Origin of the sequence: Fischerella sp., assembly GCF_013388695.1 — a bacterium.
Classification (GTDB): domain Bacteria; phylum Cyanobacteriota; class Cyanobacteriia; order Cyanobacteriales; family Nostocaceae; genus PCC9605.
The window spans coordinates 39311-60578 of the sequence record NZ_JACAEU010000109.1; the positions used below are offsets into that span (position 1 = coordinate 39311).

The following is a 21268-nucleotide window of genomic DNA, read 5'->3' on the forward strand; positions in this document are numbered from 1 at the left end:
CAAACTACTTGATTTCCGGTTAAATGTTTTCAGATATGCGCCGTTTCTTGGTTGTCAGGTACTGTTTGTGACAGAAGAACAAAAAGTCTCTCGTTCTCTAGTTGGAATTGCTGGCATTGTTGCTGTTGCCACAATTATTAGTAAAGTTGTAGGTTTAGCACGGCAAGTCGCTATTGGTGCGGCTTTTGGTACTGGTGCTGTTGCTGATGCCTATAGTTTTGCTTACATTATTCCTGGGTTTCTGCTGATTTTACTTGGTGGGATTAACGGGCCCTTCTACAGTGCGATCGTCAGTGTTTTAGCCAAGCGCAAGAAAGAAGAAGCAGCCCCATTGGTAGAAACGATGACCACCCTTGTTGGTGGTGTGCTGCTAGTTGTTACCGTTTTTTTGGCAATCTTTGCCGGACATATTATTGACTTAACTACACCAGGGTTAGAAAAACGTCTAGATGGGCAGTTGGTGAAAGCGATCGCCACTCAACAACTCCAGATCATGTCACCAATGGCTGTCCTCGCAGGATTAATAGGTATCGGTTTTGGCACGCTCAATGTGGCTAATCAGTACTGGCTACCCTCAATTAGCCCTTTGCTATCAAGTATCACAGTTGTGATCGCAATGGCTTTTCTGGGTCTGCAATTAGGTGATAAAATATACGCACCAGAAAATCTCATGTATGGTGGTGCAGTATTAGCATTCGGAACTCTAGCAGGTGCGTTGCTGCAATGGCTCGTGCAGTTAGTAGCGCAAGCACGGGTTGGTATGGGTTCATTGCGCCTGCGATTTGATTTTAATCAGCCGGGAGTCAGAGAAGTCATGAAAATCATGCTCCCAGCGACTTTTTCCTCTGGGATGCTCTACATAAACTGGCAGATAAATTCTATTTTCGCTTCCTTCATTCCCGCTGCTGCCTCTGGCTTAAATTATGCCAACTTATTAGTACAAACCCCTTTGGGGGTAATTTCCAACGTCGTTTTAGTTCCCCTGCTACCGATATTTTCTCGACTTACCGATCCCAATGACTGGCATGAATTAAAATTACGCATTCGCCAAGGACTGATCCTTTCCGCTTTTACCATGCTGCCCTTGGGTGCTTTGATGATAGCTCTATCAAATCCGATTGTGCGTGTAGTATACGAGCGCGGAGCTTTCAATCAAGCTGCCTCTGATATGGTATCTTCTCTGCTGATTGCTTACGGTGTGGGGATGTTTGTTTATTTGGGACGTGATGTCTTGGTACGGGTATTTTATGCTTTGGGCGATGGTGATACGCCTTTTCGCATCAGCCTGTTTAATATCTTTCTCAATATCTTCTTAGATTGGATTTTCATCAAATCTTTTGGCGCTCCTGGTTTGGTGTTAGCAACGGTAGGGGTAAATTTGAGTTCCACATTGATGCTTTTATGGTTGCTCGATCGCAGGCTGAATGGTTTACCCTGGCGAGAATGGAGTGTACCGATTTTGGGTTTGACTGTTGCTAGTGTAGTCGGAGGTTTTGTCAGCTACGGTTCTCTTGTAGTTTGTCAAAGATTGTTAGGTGCAGATGGTTTGCTGACTCAACTGTTGCAGTTGGCTATATCTGGTTTGATTGGTTTGGTAGTTTTTGGTGCGATCGCCACTCAAATGAAATTACCAGAAGTGAATGTTTTTGTTACTCGTCTGCGTCAGCGGTTTTTGAAGAAATGAGGTGCGATCGCTCTACGCTAAAAAATAAATTCTACTTTTCCGAAATTGCCAACTCCGGGGTTGTAGTCTTTATCAGAACAGCGACTTATCGAAAAACTGGGTTTAAAACTTCCCCCTTTTAGGGGGACAGAGATGAAGGTTTACGACTTTTGGCGGGAGGGCATCTCGCTACCGCTTCTGGAGAAAGAATAAGACCAAGTAAAAGCACTGCTTTTACAAGGCGTTTTTCTGTGAAGGAAGAATCCCCAGCATGACGGCTGGGGAGTTGTCAAATGTAACTTCTATAACTAAACGTCGGGGAATATAGCCCTACCAAAGCCCAGCCACTGATGACTGGGTTTTTTGGTGAGTGAGTCCTACTCCACAACAACAAAAAACCCCGGTGAAAAACACCGAGGCAACCATGAGGAATCCAAATGTCAATGGGAGATACCAAAACCGAAATCAAAAAATTTTGTTTGTTTTTGTGTTTTGTTACCTTATGTAAATAAAGTTAACAATTTTGTTACAAATAGTCAACAGGACTTGACACAAAAACACTGATACAAATGATAAGAAAAGCTTATCAGAAGCTGTTCTAACAAAAGTTCTGATTTTTCCGAAATGGATAACCTAAGCTTGGTAGTCTTTATCAGAACACTGATTTATAACTAACTTCTTATAACTAACCTTCGGGGAATATAGCCCCACTGCTCATTATTAAAAGCTCGGTCATTGTGACCGAGTTTTTGACATGTAGTGACTTCCGTTGGAAATTTGTTACTAAATATGGCTGTGATCAATCAATCGCGCCTGCAATGGCTAGCTATTATAACATTATTCGCAATTAGCGGTCTTGCACTGTATGGCGATCGCGCATTGTTATTGAATTCTTCTACTAATCAACTAGCAGCAGCAAAGCAAAAGTGGGTTACGCAGGCTGTAGAGCATTACCGTTTGAGTATTAACTATTTCCACCTCAATTGTCAGCAAGAGGTGGAAATTAAGAATGAAAAGGTGGTTGCTGTCCGCAAAAATACTTGCTCAACAATACCCGTACAGACTATTACCGACTTATTCAACCAAATTGAATCAAAGGCAGGCGGCAAGAAATGCGGGCCCAATGGATGTGCGTGTGATGGCCCGTTGGGCGTAGATGCCATTTATGACGATCAATTTGGATATCCGCGTCAAGTTGAAATTAGATTACAACCAGAAAAGCGCTGGTTATATTTCAATTCTTTGAATGACATATTTCCAGGGAGAATGTGTACGGCAGTTGGTTTTATTGACCAAAATATTACTGTTCGTGAGTTCAGTCCTATTCAGTGAATTTTGTGTGCTATCTAGTACAAGATGACGGAAATAAATCGACCATAGTTAAGAGGTCAAAAGCTGGGAAAAAGGAATTTTGACTTCCGCATAGATGCACATTGGCATCCTTTAGGGCGGCATTACTGTGAATGTAGGGAAAAATTCAGCTTTTATCCCCGTTGTAACCGATGCTCCTGACCAAGAGGTGATTGTCTGAATTGATTTTATCGGTTTGTAGCGCCACCCTTACGGGAAGACGCTACTGCGCCTAAAGGACTTACTCCCTTACCGCTACAAAATCGCCCATTTCTTCCTTCCTGTCCCTTGTGGTTCGTTCAAAAAATCTCTTACCTTCTAGCTGATACTCCTCCAACGTAAACGCATCCACTTGAATCGCATCATTGCGAACAGACTCTGCCTCGCGAATTATTTCAGCCTCTTCGGAACTAATCACCCCTGCTTCTAGTGCTGCTGCAACTAGCTTTTCTGGTCTTTGCTGTGGCAGCTTACCGACACGACTGGCAGCTTTGATAGATTTGAGAATAGGCTCAACTTGGGATGATAAAAGGAAAGCACGTTCCAAGCGCCCTAATGCTTCATCCACAGCAGCAGGAATATAAATATTTGCGGTGAGTCTGTCTCGTAACTGTCCTGGAGTTTGGAGGCTGTGGGCAACTTCGCTACCAAGTCGATCGCTAGGCAAGATGCTAATCGGATTTAGTCGCCACCACCAAGCAAGTAATGGCATAGACATATTACTGAAAATACCCTCAAACCCTTGCTGAATTTGAGTAAAGGCATATTGCATTGCCCAGTGAACAAAGGGCAAGTCTTCCGGTAAACAACCTTCCGCCTCAAAGCGACGCAGGGTAGCAGTTCCCAGATACATCCATGACAGAATATCAGCAAACCGTCCGGTCAACTTTTCCCGTCGCTTCAGCGTACCACCAAAGCTGAAGAGAGCAAGGTCGGTAAGAAAGGCAAAAGTTGCAGATGCCCACTCCAGTTTGCGGTAGTATCTAGCTATCGCTCCTTTGACCGGAGACAAAGCCAAATACCCACGGGAAATATTGAGGAGAAACGCGCGGAAACCATTACGCACCATCAAGCCGATGTGATTCCAAAAAGCACTATCAAAGGCGCTGACATCCGACTGATTAAGGGCGGCAATTTCTTTATAGACAAAGGGATGACAGCGAATCGCCCCCTGACCAAAAATCATCATCGTGCGGGTGAGGATATTCGCCCCTTCAACGGTAATAGAAATAGGAGTAGCTGTATAAATATTTGCCAATAGGTTTCTCGGGCCTCGACAAATTCCCGCACCTCCCACAATATCCATACCATCATTGATAATTTTGCGGGAGAGTTCTGTCAGATTGTATTTGGCGATCGCAGAAATTACCGCAGGCTGTTCACCCTTATCTACAGCACCGCAGGTATAAACGCGCGCTGCTTCCATTAAATACGTCAAACCGCCAATCCGCGCCAGGGGTTCCTCAATCCCCTCAAAACGACCAATAGGCAAACCAAACTGCTGCCGCACCGTAGCATGAGCGCCTGTAACTCTTGCTACTAGTTTGCCTACCCCCGTACAGCTAGCAGGGAAGCTGATACCTCGACCTGCCGCCAAGGTCTGCATAAGCATTTTCCAACCCTGACCAGCCTGTTCTATACCACCGATAATCTGGTCAGCAGAGACGACTACATCATGTCCTTCTGTGGGAGAATTGTAGAAAGGTACACCCATCGGGTCGTGGCGTTTGTTCAACACTACACCAGGTGTATCAGTATGAATAAGGGCACATGTAATACCTACATTTTCTCCTTTGCCTAAGTAATTTTCCGGGTCGCGCAGTCTAAAAGCTAGTCCGAGGAGAGTGGCGATCGCACCCAAGGTAATATAACGTTTCTTCCAATTCAAACGTAGATAAAGCTTGCCATCTTCACCCTTAAACACTACCCCTTCTGATGTGATACTTGCCGCATCCGATCCGGCAGTTGGTTCGGTTAGCGCAAAACAGGGAATTTCTTCTCCCCTCGCTAAGCGTGGTAAATAATAATTTTTCTGTTCCGGCGTACCATAACGCAGCAACAGCTTAGCCGGCCCCAAGGAATTTGTGACGCCAACAGTAGCGATATGGGTGAAAGAACGCGACGCTAACTTTGTCATCACGGTACTGTAGGCGAAGTTGGAAAAGCCCAAACCACCATACTCTTTAGGAATCATCATCCCGAAGAAGCGCTCTTGTTTGAGATAATCCCACACTTCGGGTGGTAAATCCTTACGTCGGTAAATTTCCCAATCACTTGCCATGCGACAAACTTGATCTACTGGGCCATCCAGAAATGCCTGAAGTTCTGGTGTAACCTGAGGATAAGGTTCGCTGTTCATGCGTTGGAAATTTGGTTTACCAGAAAAGAACTCGCCATCTACCCAAACAGTCCCCGCTTCAATCGCTGCCCGTTCGGTATCAGAAATTTTTGGTAAGATATTGAATTTTTTTATACCGTAAATTAGCGGTGAAGTGATTAATGTTTTCCGCAAAAACGGTATGTTCAACACGATAGCTACCGTACCGAACAGTATCCAAATCCAAAGCGGTGCATTGCTTGCTACCAGTACTGTTGCAAAATAAAGCGACCATGCCCACAATGGCACACCGATGTAACCCAGCAATAGGAACAGCAAAACAAGCATGGAAGAAACTATTGCTGGGTGAAAAAGGTTAATCATAGCTTTACCCCAAAAAGGTAAGAAACTTACACAAACATCTTTAGGGCGGGCAAGATGCCCACCCCACAATCAATAGAGTTTTCTTGTGGGGTAGGCTTCTAGCCTGCCCTATTTTTCTAAAGCATCAAATTCTCAAACACCGCTGCTGCTCCCATTCCGCCACCAACGCACATCGTCACCAGACCATAGCGGACACCACGTCGTTTCATTTCATGAAAGATCGTGGCTGTGAGTTTCGCACCCGTGCAACCCAAAGGATGCCCAAGGGCGATCGCACCTCCATTTACATTCACAATTTCTTCATTCAGACCAAGTTTGCGAATCACGGCAAGGCTTTGGGCGGCAAAGGCTTCGTTTAGTTCAATTAGCCCGATATCATCCAAAGTCAGTCCTACTTGCTTCAGTACCTTGGGTACTGCTTCTGTTGGGCCGATACCCATAATTTCTGGTGGTACACCAGCCACAGCGTACCCTAACATTCGTCCCAGAGGTTGTACGCCGAGTTCCTTGACCATGCGATCGCTCATCACCACCGTCGCCGCTGCACCATCTGACATTTGTGATGAGTTACCCGCCGTGACTGTACCACCCATGCGAAACGCAGGCTGCAACTTAGCTAAAACTTCTAAGCTAGTATCGGGACGCGGGCCTTCATCTACCTGGAAAACTTTTTCTACCGTCTGTGGTTTGCCATCGATATATAATGTTTCTCGCACCGTTAGGGGTATAATTTCTTCGGCAAACCGACCTTGGGCAATTGCAGCTAATGCTTTTTGGTGCGATCGCAGGGCAAAGACATCTTGCTCTTCACGGGAAATTTGGTAACTCTGCATCACGTTTTCCGCTGTAATGCCCATCGTAGTGTAGGCGTTGGGAGTCTCCACCATCATTTCTGGGTTAGGAGCCAAAAAATGTCCTCCCATCGGAATCAAACTCATTGATTCGGCTCCACCCGCAACAATGACTTCTGCTTGTCCTGCCATAATCGCCTGGTTTGCCATCGCGATGGTCTGAACGCCGGAAGCACAGAAGCGGTTAACGGTGCAACCTGCAACAGAGTCAGGTAATCCTGCTCGCAGTACGATCGCCCGTCCCAAATTGAATCCTTGTTCTGCTTCTGGAAAGGCACAACCAAAGATAACATCATCTATGTGCGCTGGCTCAAGACCTTTGACTTGTGCGATCGCTGCTTTAGTGACAACAGCTCCCATATCATCTGGGCGCATATTACGTAGTGTACCTCGTGGGGCTTTACCAACAGCAGTCCTAACGCTGCTGACAATATAGGCTTCTTTCATAGGTATTTACCAAATGTGGGTTTTGAAGTGTTGACTGGGATAAGAAGCACGGTTGTAGGGAGGTAAGTTAACAATTCTCTGTCCCCCCTCTCCCCCACTCTTAATTCCTAAGTGGCTTTTTCGTCTTGAGCATGTGAGCAATTCGCTCTTGTGTTTTTGGTTGACTCAAAAGTGGTAAGAAGGTCTCCCGTTCTAATTGCAATAAGTAGTTTTCATCTACCAGGCTAGGTACGGTTAGTTCCCCACCAGTCATGACATAGGCTAAGCGGCTGGCAAGGAAGCGGTCGTATTCGCTGATGTAACCTCCCTGATACATGATGTACGCGGCGTGTTCTAGCATTGCCCGCGCTGGACGACCCAGCACCATAATGGCGTTGCGCTCAGGGGGTGGTGCGTAACCTTCTCGCTCTAAACGTAGCACTTCTTCTTTAGCGACATACAAACGGCGATCGCTATTCATCACAATTTTGGTTGTGGGTGCGAGGTAGCCAAATTCTTGCGCTTCGTAGGCACTATTGGCAACTTTTGCCATACCAATGGTTTCAAATGCCTTTTGCAAGAAGGGTTGGATATGATGGGGTGATTCTGTTGCTGCTCGATCGGCTGCCCAAGTTACCATCCGCATCAGGCCGCCAGCACCAGGAATCAACCCCACACCGAGTTCTACCAGTCCTATGTAAGTTTCCGCCGCTGCTACGACCTGCGGACAAGCCATGACTAATTCACAACCGCCTCCCAGCACACGCCCATTAATAGCGGCAACAATTGGTTTCGGGAAGTAGTGAATTCGTTGCATTAATGACTGAAACTTAACAATGAGGTTGGCTATTGCTTGGATATTTCCCGACTGTGCCAGCATCGCCATTTCCGCCAGATTTGCCCCAGCAGAAAAATTCGCGCCGCTGTTACCTATCACCAATCCCCGAAAATCCCCAGTTTCGAGGATATCTAGCGCTTCTGCTAAGCCATCCACCACCTTTAAGCTGAGGGTATTACCTTTGGAGCGAAATTCATACAAGGCTACTCCATCTCCTAAATCCAACAACGCTGCTTCGGGATTTTGCCACAGCGTATTTTTGGGATCTGCCTTCAATGTAGCCAAGTTAATTTCATCTAGTGGAGTTGAAGGAGACATGAGAATACTTTCATTCCTCCCATCTCCCCATCTCCCCATCTCCCCATCTTTCTTCACCCACTCCGCCACCGGAATATCGACGGCTTTCATATCTGCCAAGACAGTCTCAAACCCAAGGGCATCCCAAATTTCAAACGGGCCGAGTTCCCAACCAAATCCCCAGCGCATTGCTTGGTCAATCTCAATCGGACTGTCGGCAATCTCAGGAATGCGACGGGCACTGTACCCCAGCAAGTTTAAGATGAATTCCCGGAAGAAAGTGCCTGCACGACCTTTGTCTTGATAAAGAGCTCGCAAGCGATCGCCCAAATCAGGTATTTTCTCTATTGCCTCAATATCCCCTAAATGCAAAGGCTTGGCTGGCTCGTAAACCAGTGTGACGGGATTGATGGAGAGAATTTCCTTGCCTTGCTTTTTGTAAAATCCTTGACCTGTCTTTGCACCTAATGACCCAGTTTCTACTAATTTGCGAAGTAGTGGGGGAACGTGGAAGATCTCGCGGCTTTCATCGTGGGGAATCGCTGGATAGATATTCTCTGCTACATACATCAGCGTGTCTAGTCCCACTAAATCCGCCGTCCGGAATGTGGCTGACTTCGGTCGTCCCACAAGCGTTCCTGTCAGGGTGTCAATTTCCTCAATCGTATATCCATGCTCGGTTAACGCCCGCAAACCAAGCATGATCGCATAAGTGCCGATCCGATTGGCGATAAAGTTTGGTGTGTCCTTTGCTACTACTACTCCTTTACCTAGGTGTAGTCTTGCGAACCACTGCATCCTTTTGATAATTTCTGTCGCTGTGTCTGTTGTAGGGATAACTTCCAGCAACTTCAAATAGCGGGGTGGATTGAAAAAGTGAGTACCTAAAAACCTTTTGCGGAAAGACTCAGAACGCCCTTGAGCAATTAAGTGAATGGGCAAGCCACTAGTATTAGTAGATACCACCGCATGATCGCGAATAACGCTTTCCACTCGTGCCATCAACTGCTGCTTGATTCTCAGATTTTCCACTACCGCTTCAATTACCCAGTCAACATCAGCAATACGCTGAAAATGCTCGTCAAAGTTGCCCAGAATCACACGACGGGCAGTCTTTTCTGTAAAGAATATTGGCGGTGACTGCTTTAAGGCTTTTTTGAATGCTGTTTCGACCAGTTCGTTTTTATTAGCGCTGTTTGCAGGAATGTCGAGCAAATGCACAGTTAGCCCTGCATTTGCGAGGTGGGCCGCTATTTGGCTTCCCATTACTCCTGCACCGAGAACCGCAGCTGTTCGGAACGGTCTATACATAGTTCTTAAACCTTCCTTGTTTGTTAGTGGTTAGTGGTTAGTGGTTAGTGGTTAGTGGTTAGTGGTTAGTGGTTAGTGGTTTATAACTAATGACTAATGACCAACAACAAATTACGTATTCAGAGATTGGGCGATCGCTGGACATGAAGGCTGGGGTATGGGAGGACAGGAAAATGAGGAAATATCCTGTTGATCTATATTTTCTATCTCCGCGTTTCCCCTGTTGTGTGTCCCCGTGTCTTCATATATGGCAGCAATTTCTTCAGCAAAAACCTCTGCTACTTTTGCGCGTCTTACCTGTTGAGTCGGTGTCAGCGTATCATTTTCAACTGTGAGGGTGGCATCAATCAGCCGGAACCGCTTCACAGTTGACCATTGGGGTAAATGACAATTCGCTTCATCAACTAATGCCTGATACATGGCCATAATGCAAGGATGTTTGAGCAACGCCTCTGTTGGTAAATCAATACCAGCGCTAAGAGCGTAGGAACGCAGATTATCCAGATTCGGGAAAATCAACATGGCACAGAATTTGCGTTCTGCTCCCACAGCAACTGCTTTTGCCACTAAAGGAGATTGTTCTAGCTTACTTTCTAAAGGCTCCGGTGTGACGTACTTGCCTGTGGAAAGTTTGAAGCGGCTTTTCTTCAAACCAGTAATTTTGAGCAAACCATCGTCTGTAATTTCCCCGAGGTCGCCTGTATGCAACCAGCCGTCTGCATCAATCAATTGTTGGGTAGCTTCAGGGTTTTTGTAGTAGCCTTGAGTGATATAAGGACTTCTGGTGAGAATTTCACCATCGTCTGCGATCGCCACCTCTACCCCAGCCATTGGCACACCCACCGTTCCCGCACGGTTGAATTGTCCGCGAGTACAAGCAAATGCTGAACTCGTTTCAGTTAAACCGTAACCTTGCAAAACTATGATACCCGCTGCGCCAAACAGGTTAGCTATCTCTGCTTTCAAGGGCGCACCCCCACTGATTAGGTATTTGAGACGACCTCCAAATACCGCGCGCCATTGCCAGAACACCAAGCGATCGGCTAGCTTGAGCATGAGGGCATATCTCCCTTGTGGTGACTTGCCTAGTTCATACTGTTTGGCAAGGTTCAGTGCCCAATTGTAGATGCGCTGAGTAAATGCTATCTCACGCAATTGAGACGCAGACACAGAGATTCGCAGAGGCGGGAACTTCCACTGCAACGGAGATAGGTGAGCACCCAAACGCAAGGAAGATAAACGAAATCTTTGCGTTTTTGGTTGTTCTGTCCTGCGTATCGTTTGCACTGCAAAAGCGCGGATACGTGACAGCACGTTATTCTTGATGTCCCTGACTGTTGTCAGCTTTGTCCGTTTGCTCCCCTCTTCCAGAATTCTGTTGTAAATTTTTTCTAGCAAAAGTGGCACCGTGGCGAATATCGTCGGTTGCACTTCTTTGAGATGCCTGATGACTCGGTTAGGAGTGGTGAGGTAAATGCTATGCCCATAGTTGATATGACCATACAGCAGAACACGAGCAAAAACATGCGTCAGTGGCAGAAATGAAAGTATTACCTCCTTAGCACCGAATTCTAGATTGGGAATGCCTGTAAAAATCGCCAGCGCATTGGCAGAAAGATTTTCATGAGTCAGCATCACTCCCAGAGGCTCTCCCTTAGCTCCGGGGATATAAATAATAGTGGCTAGGTCATTTGCTGTCACTATTGAGCGCAGTTGCTGTTGCTTGCCTTCAGAAATCAAAGTTCGTCCTCTAGCACGAACTTCTGAGAGCGAAAACACTTGAATACATTGGGGAAATTCTGGGCATGGTCGCTCTAAATTAGCTTGCGAGAGGAACTTGGGAATACACAGACATTCCGTCTCTAGAGAACTTTCCTGGGTCTTGTCCTCCCGATAACTACTTAATTGACAGGTTAAGATTTGCGAATGTATCTGCTGCCAATCAGCAGGAACATCGGCAATTATCACTACCTTCAGTTTGGGCGTGTCCCATAAATAAGACGCAACTTGATAAAGCAAGTCTAGATTAGAAATAATCAGTACCTTTGCTTCTGTGTGCCGCAAAATAAAAATTATGTGTTCAAGGGTCTGAGTCAGGTCGATTGGCACATCAACCAGGCCGGCTAACAGGCAACCCATGTCAGCTATACAGAAGTTGACATCGTTGTGCATTAATAAAGCAATGCGATCGCCCTTTTCTAAATCAAAATCCAACAGACCCAGCGCTACCTCTTCGATCGCACTTTGAAATTCTTGATGAGATAGAGATTGCCAGCCTGTTTCCGTCCATTGGTTCAAGGCGTTAGAGTTGGGATAGCGAGAACACGCCTCATCCAATAATGAAGGTAAAGTACGCCCTAGCAAAACTTCCCCGGAGTTGGCAGGAGCTTTATATATCTGATCTGACCACAACATTTTGCCCAAAAAGAGCTTGAAACTCTTTCATCTTAGTTATTAGTTGTTTGTTGTTTGTTGTTTGTTGTTTGTTGTTTGTTTTTCATATTTACCAAACAATACTCAACAACCAAAGACCAACAAATAATTTCCTATTAGGCACAAGGCTATTTATATTTGATGGATAAATATTTATCCAATTTTGTTTACTTCAATTCAAAAACAATAAGTAACTGGCTGTAAAACAGACCTCATTTAGGTTGGTGTTAATAGATGGTAGTTAGTAATTGACCACTAACTACCAACTACCAACTACTAACATTCCTCACCATCAATATTTTTATTTATGCCAACCTATTTAATTAGGTATTTATTCTGGATAACAACTTCTGATACCTAAACCCTAGTTTTCGCCCAATAACTCCTTTCAATTTGGTATCTATTCATAACAGAATTAGTTTTTTTTAAGACTTCGGTTCTGTCACACCTAAATGTCTTTTAACCATATACAAAGGACATATTATTAATGTAGACCATATGGGGATCAAAATCCACTTTTGTATCTTTTTTGCAAAAAACGCAGCTAGAGATTCATCATTTCAGAATGTAAAGAGGGAGATTTTATTTGACAAACTACGGACTGATAGTTAATTTCTCCATCTAAGTGTCGTTCCAGCCAATTTCCTAGGTCCGCGAATACATCTTGATAATTGATGTCCAAGTGGAGGTCGTGATAGTCGCCTGGATAAACGTAATGTTCTTTATCAGGAAAAGTCACCTGTTGGAAAAAAGCCAAACTACCCTCTGGAGACGATACCAAGTCTGCACTTCCATGCAAAATCAACAAAGGAACTCGCAAATCAGATGCATGGCTTTCGACCCACTTTTGTGCTGCAAAAAACTCTGTGGCCAGTCGGGCGCTACCGTATTCGTGCCGTAATGGATCTTGGGCATGGGTAGCGATGACTTTGGGGTCACGTGAACTCACACCTCGCCTAATGCCTACCCTTAAGCTGAAGTTCGGCCAGACTCGTGAGAGCATTAGCCCTAAGGCAACTTTGAGCGCTGGCACATTGACCTTTCCGATCGCTGGTGCCGTTAAGATGATTCCCTGCAAGCTTTCTGGAAAGTGCAAGGCATAGTCTAGGGCGATCACTGCTCCCAGGCTGTGTCCCCACACAAAGCAAGCACAATTAGTTGTTCGTTCTTGAATTCGCGTCAAAAAGGTATGTAAGTCTTCTCGGAATTCAGTCCAAGCATTGATATGCCCCCGTTGTCCGGGTGAACGTCCATGCCCCCGCAGGTCAAAGGCATAAATGGCATAGCCAAGAGGAGTTAAGTGTTGCACAGCATTAATGAATAAGCCGCTATGCGCTCCTAACCCGTGTACTATAGCGATAATTGCCCGTACCTCCCCCTGCGGTTGCCAGCTTTGATAGTAGAGATTTATACCTCCTGCCCCTTTGAAAGTTCCTTCAATGTGCGTCATCATTATTCTCTCCAAGTGCGTTTTTTATGCCTATGGTCTCAGTCCGCAATTGGAGATTTATAACTGAATAAGCTCCGATCAAAAATCTACTATCTGATGCCAAGCTCAGCTAATTGCCCATAGCAAACAAGACTTTTGCACTCCTCATCTGTGGTTTGGCGCATTTGCCTTCACTATAGGTTTTAATTAGGACAAATAAACAACCTTGGTATCAGTAAATAGCGTCCTGAGACCTTGGATACTAAATTTACGAAGCTATAAGTATTAGGGTTTATTTCCAGAAGTTGTTGTGCATCCAGTTCATTTAGTATATATTATACTCTTTTCCTTCTGCCCTCTGCCTTCTGTCTTATTTTCCAATATAGAAGAGAAGGATGGGGCGATCGCACTTTCTGTTGCACCTTCTAGTGATAACACCCTGTTCTCATCTGTAAGCAACACTATAAATTTATAATTTCTTTATCTAAAAACCAGATTTTAACTGATATACCTGAGCATAAATCCGAAATCTGGCAATTTCGAGTTGTAACTTGCTTTATTATTGCCAAGTTTACATTAATGTCCTTTTAATCATTAGTGCTTATATATGCAGCTGAGGTTATTCGGTCAAATCTTACCAAGAGTAGCAACAGCTGGCGTTGCTGAATCAAGATATGAATTTACAATTCACGGGTATGACCAGACGTAGCATTGCTACGTCTCTACAATGATTTGGCATCGAACTACAAAAATGTATGCACACATAATTCATGACCAAATTCAGCAACGCCCAACAGCTTCTGTGACTTCGGCTTTAGCTTTGGCAGCGATCGCCGTTACTACAAGCAACCAGCCGAGTTACGCCGGGGGTAACAAGTTCTAATGGTGGGTGTTACAGCAGTACGATCGCACAAAATGAAGTCAGAGTAAAAATGAGCGATCGCATTTTTTCTCCCAAGTTAGACATTACACACCGGCTTGAGTAAATGCCTGGCTCAAAGCATCAACTAAATCTAACCGTTCTGCCCATTCTGCCAAATATGCATAGTCCAAGCTCTGTGCTTGCAATTTGAGTATCCCCAACACATCGCGCCACTGTTTTTCAGATTGACTCCCTCTACCCCACTGCAACTTCTGTAAAATCGTATCTTCTGGGGAAGCAACCCAAAACGCAGGTATCCCTTCTAAATCGATTAACTTCCTACGTGCCATCTGCGACGTTGCAAATGGTGAAACATCAGTAATATACAGGTCGGCATTAGCAATAGTTTCGGTGTGCGTAATGTTGAGCATCCGCTCACGTGCCTGCTTTAAACCTTCAACTGCACCTGCTGGACAATAATATCCTGCTGCTTCAAGTGTCGCCACCAACAAATCGATTTGGTCGGGTTGAACCTCAATCACCAAATCTAAATCACGAGTCGAACGAGGTTCACCGTGCAGTGAAGCAGCAACACCACCACTTACGTAGTAGGGAATATTAATTGATTCAAAAAGTTGGTGTAGCTCGACTGCAAGCGAGATCGAATCTTGAATCCACATATTTTCATCAACACCTTTGGGGTGAAAATCAACCCTAAATTTCTCTGCAAGTACAGCGCGGGTAAACACACGACGAATCTCTTCCAAAGGCGCTCCACGATGCCGGGATTTAATTCCTGCAAGGCAAAGTTTCTTCACTCCACGCTCATGAGCAGCGAACATTTCTAAACGCTGTTTGGGTGAAAGTTGTCGCAGGCGAGTAAATAGATAAATATCAGCCTCAATGTTTGTATCAGCTCCTTGCGATCGGTATCCCGATGATATTTGGTTAACTTGCGTTTGAGCCATAAACAAAGCCAGCATCTTGCTCACATTATGGTATCAAATACAAAGTAACACAACATTACAACATAAAATATGTAATCAATATCTTTTAAAGGTCAAACTGCGTAGTCTCTTCAACAGTTAAGAATAAGCGATCGCACTTCTGTTTTAGAAACATGATGTTTTTGAGATGAATATATGCGATCGCAGTTTTTAGCATTTAATTTAGAAATACAGGAGTAAAATTAAGTTGCAAGAATAACTTGCTTGCAGATACGAAGAATTCTTACAATGCTTGTAGACACGTCAATATATATGTTGCAGAATCAGCTAAATGCTGGAAGTAACTTTTTGACGATTCTGTATCAAAATTTCTACTTATGAAATTTTCATCCCGGTTTTATGCAATTGTTGGTTTAGTTGGTACAGTACCTCTTGTACTGTTTGCGATCGCATCGATACCAGTAAATTTAAAAAGTAAAAAGATAAAAGTAAAAAGTAAAAAGAAAATCCGTTAACCTAAGCATGAGAGTCACCCCTGATGCTCGGCTTCAAAACCGTGCTTGATGCTTTCACATCACACGGCTCCTCTCCAAGTTAACCATTGTCATTGGTACGTTCGTTGAGTTGAAAGGTTACCTTTGCCACCATGTATCTGGTCGTGACAATGTAGGTGAACAGCAACTAAGTTTTCTAGCCGATGATCTCGGTGATTTCCATTTTTATGATGGATTTCAATAAGGTCATCGGGATAGAAATGTAATCTACATTCAGCGCATTTCCCTTTTTGTTTCTTCAGGGTTATAGTCCTATACTGTTCAGACTAGCGATCGCAAAATACATCCGATAAACTCTAGCACAACAAAACGCATTGGATCGCGCTTTGCTTATACTTGCAATATGCTTTGCAAGGCGTTGCTGAATCATGCGGATGAATTTACAATTCACGGGTGTGTAGAGACGTAGCAATCCTACGTCTGGTCAAGGATTTGGCCTAATGACAATTTATATCTTTATTCAGCAACGCCAATGATCGCTACAACCAAAGCGAATCTAGTTTTATTCTGCAATTGACATTTTTGTGTCATATTTACGTACTAAACTCAAAATTACGAAATATTACTACATAGTAGTTAACAATTGACGGTGAAGGTTTCCCGGTAGGTGTGACCTTTGCTTAGGAAATTATTTGTTGGTCGTTGTTTGTTGCTTGTTGGTTGTTGGTTGGTAAATACAAACCACTAACAACTAACAACTAACAACTAAATGTTGAGTTCTCGCTAATAAATTAAGCACACTGATAAGCCATGAATACTTCTGAAGCTAAAGTCTCACACTCTGATACGCATTCAGATAGCCCTGATGTGCCTGAGTTGAAGCCTGAAAACAGGAAACCTTGGTTGTGGCTGTTACTAGCATTATCCCTGACAGTTAACGGCATTGTCTTGTGGCGGATGCTTTCTCCCAGTGGAACACCTAAACCAGCTGTGGCTCAACAACAGCCAGCAGCGCCGCCACCTCGTCCCGTGGAAACCGTTAGCTTGACAAGGGGCAATGCCACAACCAGCGTATCACTACTGGGACAGGTTGAAGCAAGTCAGCAATCAACGATTCGTGCCCAGACTGGAGGTATAGTTAAAGAAATTTTAGTTAGACCAGGCGATCGCGTTCAAAGAGGAATGGCGATCGCTATTTTAGATGATTCCGATCAGCAGTTGGCAATATCACGGACACGAGCAGAATTAGCACAGCAACGTAGTAACCTTGCCCGCCTAGAGGTGGGAACTCGTCCCGAAATTATTGCTCAACGGCAAGCTGCCCTTAAGTCTGCGAAAGCGCGAGAGCAAGAAGCACTCGATAACCTCAGACGCACCACAGATTTGGTGAAACAGGGTGCATTGTCCCAAAGGATACTAGTAGAGGCAACAAGTGCTGTAGATGAAGCCCGAGGACAACAGCTAGCAGCCCAAGCGGCCTTGGCAGAGGCGAAAGCAGGCCCAATCCAAGAAGAAATTGCTGCCCAAAAAGCAAACGTTGCGGCAGCAGAAGCATCTTTAAATCAGGCAAAACTAGCACAGCAGCGCACCCGAATTATTTCTTCGGACTCTGGAGTTGTGCAAACACGCCATGTCAGTCGCGGCGATCTTGTCGAAAATTCCGATCAAATTGTGACATTAGTATCAGGTAATGCTCTGGATATTTTCTTAGAGCTACCAGAGGAACTTAGCGGTAAAGTCACTCCAGGAATGCCAATAGAGCTAACTGCACGGGCATTGCCACAATGGAAAGGACGCACAAAAATTACAGCGGTAGTTCCAGCCGCGGATGCTGCATCCAGACGGCAACGAGTGCGAGTGCAGCTAAATAAACCGCCTCAAGGATTGTTACCGGGAATGGCGATCGCCGGTAATCTAATCATGCCATCCAATCAACCCAGCTTTGTTGTCTCCCGTGATGCCCTGACGCGCCAACAAAATCAATGGCTGGTCTTTACTGTTGCTGGTGGTAAAGCTAAACAGTTGGAAGTGGAAATGGTGGCTGACATGGGTGAAAAGGTAGCAATTTATCACCCAGAGTTGCAGGCGGGTCAACGGATTGTTTTGCGGGGTGGTGATGGTTTATCTGATGGTGTGTCAGTGAAGGTTTTGGAGAAATAAACATTCTAATGATTAAAACGCAGAGGCTCGCGGAGGTAAACGCAGAGGGGCGCAGAGTTTTGTTTGTTCCTCTGTGTCTGTGCGGTTCGTTGAAAAATCTAAAATCCAAAATCTAATAAATTATTATGAATTTCATCCCAACTGCTGTTCGCTGGCGGCATGGTACATTTGTGTTATTCTGCTTGCTGGCTCTATTGGGCGTTTTCTCGCTTTTAAGAATGCCTTTGGAATTGCAACCAGGAGGCGACAGACCGGAAATTTCGATCGCGACTCCTTACCCTGGTGCGGGGCCGACGGAAGTAGAAGATTTGATTACCCGGCCGATTGAAGAGCAAATGGAAGAAGTGCTGGGCGTGGAGGAAATCACCAGTACTTCACGGAGTGGGCGTAGCAATATTACTTTGGAGTTTGCTGATGATGCAAATTTAGAAGACCGCCTGCTGGATGTCATCAACCGCTTGCAACAAGTACCAAGTTTACCAGAGGAAGCTCAAGAGTCAGATGTAGAACTGGTGGGTGGTAATAGTTCGCCGATGATGTGGATTCCCTTTGCCACCAGAGAAGGCTTCCAAGCTGACCCCAATCGTTACCGGGATTTGGCGGAAGAGGTTGTAGTACCGCGTTTGCGGCGGGTGGAAGGTGTGGGACAATTTCTGATTGTGGGTGGACAAGAACGAGAAGTTGAAGTAAGGGTTGACCCGAAAGCACTTTCTGACCGTAATCTTACTATCAGTGATGTTGTGCGAGTTTTGCGGGAAAATAACCGTGATATCCGGGGTGGCCCCTTGGTATTGGGACGACGGGAATATCGAGTCCGGACGGTAAGCCGATCGCAAGACATTCAGCAAATCGAAGGATTTGTTCTCAGAAGGGATGAGGCTGGTACTGTATATTTGCGAGATGTGGCAGAAGTGGCAATGGGTCGCAAACCACAGGACAGCGCCCTGATGTTTAATGGTACACCTGCGGTTGCTGTGGGTGTGATTCGTCAAATTGGGGCGAATGTGCCGGAAGTAGCGAAGGGTGTACGATCGGCAATTGCTGAATTGCAAGCCGAGTTCGACAAACGCAATGAGGGTATTCGCTTTGTTTACAACTATGACGAGAGTGAATACATTAACCAGTCAGTATCGTTTGTGCAAGGAAATTTAGTCAGTGGGGCACTATTGGCAACGATTGTCTTGATCCTGTTCCTGGGTTCGATGCGGACTGTGGCAGTTGTGGCGCTGACGATTCCCACAACGCTTGTTATGGTGTTTATCGTCATGGCGGCGTTTGGCAGAACATTAAATATTATCAGTTTGGCGGGGTTGGCGTTTGCAGTGGGGATGGTGGTAGATAACGCTATTGTGGTGATTGAAAACGTTTTCACCCATCTGCAACAGGGAAAAAGCCCCTTACATGCTGCGATTGAGGGTACTCAGGAAGTGTGGGGGGCGATGTTGGGTTCGACGCTAACGAACGTAGTCGTGTTTGTGCCCCTAATTATGGTGACAGGGGAAGCAGGACAGTTATATGCAGATATGGCGATCGCTCTTTCTGCCTCCTCGCTATTTTCCCTATTTGCAGCATTGACCCTAGTACCGATGCTATCTGGGCTTTTCCTGAAGCAATCGGAAGCGATGCAAATGTTACAAGGTGGGGATTATCGGGGTGGCAACTGGTTAGAACGTGCAGTGGCGAGGTCTTCTGCTACATTCCGGTACTTTCAAGGTAAATTGGAAAATTTCCTCGCTGCTACCGTGAGTTGGTCGCTGGGACGCAAGCGAGTCGGGCGCAGGCTATTGGTTCTTTCGATACCTGTTGTCTTGCTTGTTATCAGTATTTTCCTACTCCCTCCTGCTGACTACCTACCAGAAGGCAACCGCAATATCGTGCTGTGGCGAGCAGAACCCTTACCCGGAACCAGCATCCCCGAAGCAATACGCCAGTCAGAACCACTCCAAGCTTTTTTGCGATCGCAGCCCGAAGTTGAGCGGATTATGTATGTTGACCGTCCGGGGGCAATTCGCGGCGTTGCTACAATTCTCAAACCAGAATTTGCTACCACCAAAGGACTTGCCAATATGGTGGACAAGATGCGTGCTAAGATCAATGATTTTGCTGGCTATCGGTTTATGGTTCCTACCCGCCTCTCCATCTTCCGCGATCCGGGTAAGGAGTTTGAGGTTGATATCGTTGGGGCAAATTTGGATGAGTTGGGCAAGTTAGAGAAGGAAATCTCTAACAAAATACGTGCCTTGCCTGGGGTGCGTAATCTTCGCTCCAACTTCGTCATGGGAGCAGGAGAACTACAAGTTATTCCCAACCGGGAACGCCTCGCGGAAGTCGGACTTTCAGAAGCAGAAATAGGCGCAATGGTGGAAGCGGCGCTAGGTGGTCGTCTTGCCTCCGATTACATCGATGGCAAAGAGGAACTCGATGTTTCAGTGGAATTAAAAAATACCTTTGTGGAAACGCCCGCACAATTGCGTCAACTGCCATTATATGCGCGGGAAAGGCAAGTACAACTACAAGACGTGGCAGAAGTACGTGAAACTACTGGAGCAGATGTGATTAATCATGTCAACTTAGAGCGGTCAATCACCCTCACTGCATCTCTCGCACCAGATGCACCTTTAGGAACCTTAGTAGAACGTACCGAAAATGAAATTCTTGCTCCTCTGCGTACTAGCCTGCCTGGGGGCTATCGCTTGGAATTGGCTGGATCGGCAGATCAATTGGCAACCACAGTCTCGCAATTAGCTACAGCCTTTGTACTGTCGGTGTTAATTACTTACTTGCTGCTGGTTGCACTTTACAAATCATTCCTCTACCCACTGGTAATTATGGCAACATTACCGATGGGAATGAGCGGTGCCCTCTTAAGTTTGGTGATTGCCAATCGCATTCCAGGTATGAATGTGCCTTTGGATATGATTACGGCATTAGGGTTCGTGATTCTTACGGGTGTAGTCGTCAATAACGCGATTCTACTTGTTGACCGCGCCTTACAACTCCAGGAAGCAGGCGAAGATTTTGATGCATCATTGTATAATGCCACGAATGATCGTCTGCGTGCTATTTTCATGTCAGCCGGTACTAGCGTGCTGGGGATGCTGCCCTTGGCAGTCCTACCCGGACAAGGTTCTGAACTTTACCAAGGTTTAGGCATTGTACTCACAGGTGGTTTGGCATTTTCCACTATCTTGACGCCAACGGTAGTACCTGCGCTGATGGGATTATTACGCGATATATCCGGTGGCGGCTCATCAAAGCGTAGCCAGAAAGTGCCAGTAAATATCGATAGCAATAGCAAAGTGACAATTTGAATGGGGGAAAGGGGCATAAAAATTATGAATTATGAATTATGAATTATGAAATTTTTAGCATTCAGTATTCATCATTCATAATTTTCACCTATTCCCAATCCCCAATCCCCAATCCCCAATCCCCTATTCCCCTTTCCCACACTCTTCTCTGTTTGATTTTGCATCAATTTCTTAACATCCTCGACAGGTAATCCC

The 21268-nt window shown here is 45.4% G+C and carries 12 protein-coding genes; 6 read left to right on the forward strand and 6 right to left on the reverse strand.

Going from position 1 to position 21268, the window contains the following annotated elements:
• Positions 1–67: 67 nt before the first annotated feature.
• Positions 68–1684 carry a murein biosynthesis integral membrane protein MurJ gene (murJ, locus tag HXY43_RS14920; RefSeq protein ID WP_290884117.1) on the forward strand — a complete coding sequence of 539 codons (1617 nt, stop codon included), beginning with the start codon at positions 68–70 and terminating at the stop codon, positions 1682–1684.
• Between the two features lie 768 nt (positions 1685–2452).
• Positions 2453–2995 (forward strand): DUF6174 domain-containing protein, encoded by a 543-nt coding sequence (locus HXY43_RS14925; RefSeq protein ID WP_290884119.1) that lies wholly within the window; start codon positions 2453–2455, stop codon positions 2993–2995.
• A gap of 259 nt (positions 2996–3254) precedes the next feature.
• Here HXY43_RS14925 and HXY43_RS14930 read toward each other — a convergent pair whose 3' ends face one another.
• The 5 genes from HXY43_RS14930 to HXY43_RS14950 form a co-directional block, all read right to left on the reverse strand.
• Positions 3255–5714, reverse strand: coding sequence for an acyl-CoA dehydrogenase (locus HXY43_RS14930; protein ID WP_290884121.1), 2460 nt, complete (start codon positions 5712–5714; stop codon positions 3255–3257).
• A gap of 116 nt (positions 5715–5830) precedes the next feature.
• The gene (locus tag HXY43_RS14935) at positions 5831–7012 is read right to left on the reverse strand and encodes an acetyl-CoA C-acyltransferase (protein WP_290884124.1); all 1182 of its coding nucleotides are present in this window, start codon (positions 7010–7012) and stop codon (positions 5831–5833) included.
• Between the two features lie 100 nt (positions 7013–7112).
• On the reverse strand, positions 7113–9437 hold the full coding sequence (locus HXY43_RS14940) for a 3-hydroxyacyl-CoA dehydrogenase/enoyl-CoA hydratase family protein (protein WP_290884126.1): 2325 nt from the start codon (positions 9435–9437) through the stop codon (positions 7113–7115).
• 111 nt (positions 9438–9548) lie between these two features.
• Positions 9549–11852, reverse strand: a complete 2304-nt coding sequence (locus HXY43_RS14945; protein WP_290884128.1) for a long-chain fatty acid--CoA ligase — start codon at positions 11850–11852, stop codon at positions 9549–9551.
• A 562-nt stretch (positions 11853–12414) separates the two neighbouring features.
• Positions 12415–13320, reverse strand: coding sequence for an alpha/beta hydrolase (locus HXY43_RS14950; protein ID WP_290884147.1), 906 nt, complete (start codon positions 13318–13320; stop codon positions 12415–12417).
• Positions 13321–14050: 730 nt separating this feature from the next.
• Here HXY43_RS14950 and HXY43_RS14955 point away from each other — a divergent pair.
• On the forward strand, positions 14051–14182 hold the full coding sequence (locus tag HXY43_RS14955) for a hypothetical protein (protein WP_290884130.1): 132 nt from the start codon (positions 14051–14053) through the stop codon (positions 14180–14182).
• 83 nt (positions 14183–14265) lie between these two features.
• Here the strand turns inward: HXY43_RS14955 and HXY43_RS14960 are convergent, their stop codons facing one another.
• Entirely contained in the window at positions 14266–15129 is an 864-nt protein-coding gene (locus HXY43_RS14960) for a hypothetical protein (RefSeq protein ID WP_290884132.1), read from the reverse strand.
• A 356-nt stretch (positions 15130–15485) separates the two neighbouring features.
• On the opposite strand from HXY43_RS14960, the gene HXY43_RS14965 reads away from it, so the two are divergent.
• The 3 genes from HXY43_RS14965 to HXY43_RS14975 all read left to right on the forward strand — a co-directional run bounded on the left by HXY43_RS14965 (position 15486) and on the right by HXY43_RS14975 (position 21073).
• Positions 15486–15623 carry a hypothetical protein gene (locus HXY43_RS14965; RefSeq protein WP_290884134.1) on the forward strand — a complete coding sequence of 46 codons (138 nt, stop codon included), beginning with the start codon at positions 15486–15488 and terminating at the stop codon, positions 15621–15623.
• 789 nt (positions 15624–16412) lie between these two features.
• A complete protein-coding gene (locus HXY43_RS14970; RefSeq protein ID WP_290884136.1) occupies positions 16413–17762 on the forward strand; it encodes an efflux RND transporter periplasmic adaptor subunit in 1350 nt (449 codons plus the stop codon).
• Positions 17763–17887: 125 nt separating this feature from the next.
• Positions 17888–21073 carry an efflux RND transporter permease subunit gene (locus tag HXY43_RS14975; protein WP_290884138.1) on the forward strand — a complete coding sequence of 1062 codons (3186 nt, stop codon included), beginning with the start codon at positions 17888–17890 and terminating at the stop codon, positions 21071–21073.
• Positions 21074–21268: the final 195 nt, after the last annotated feature.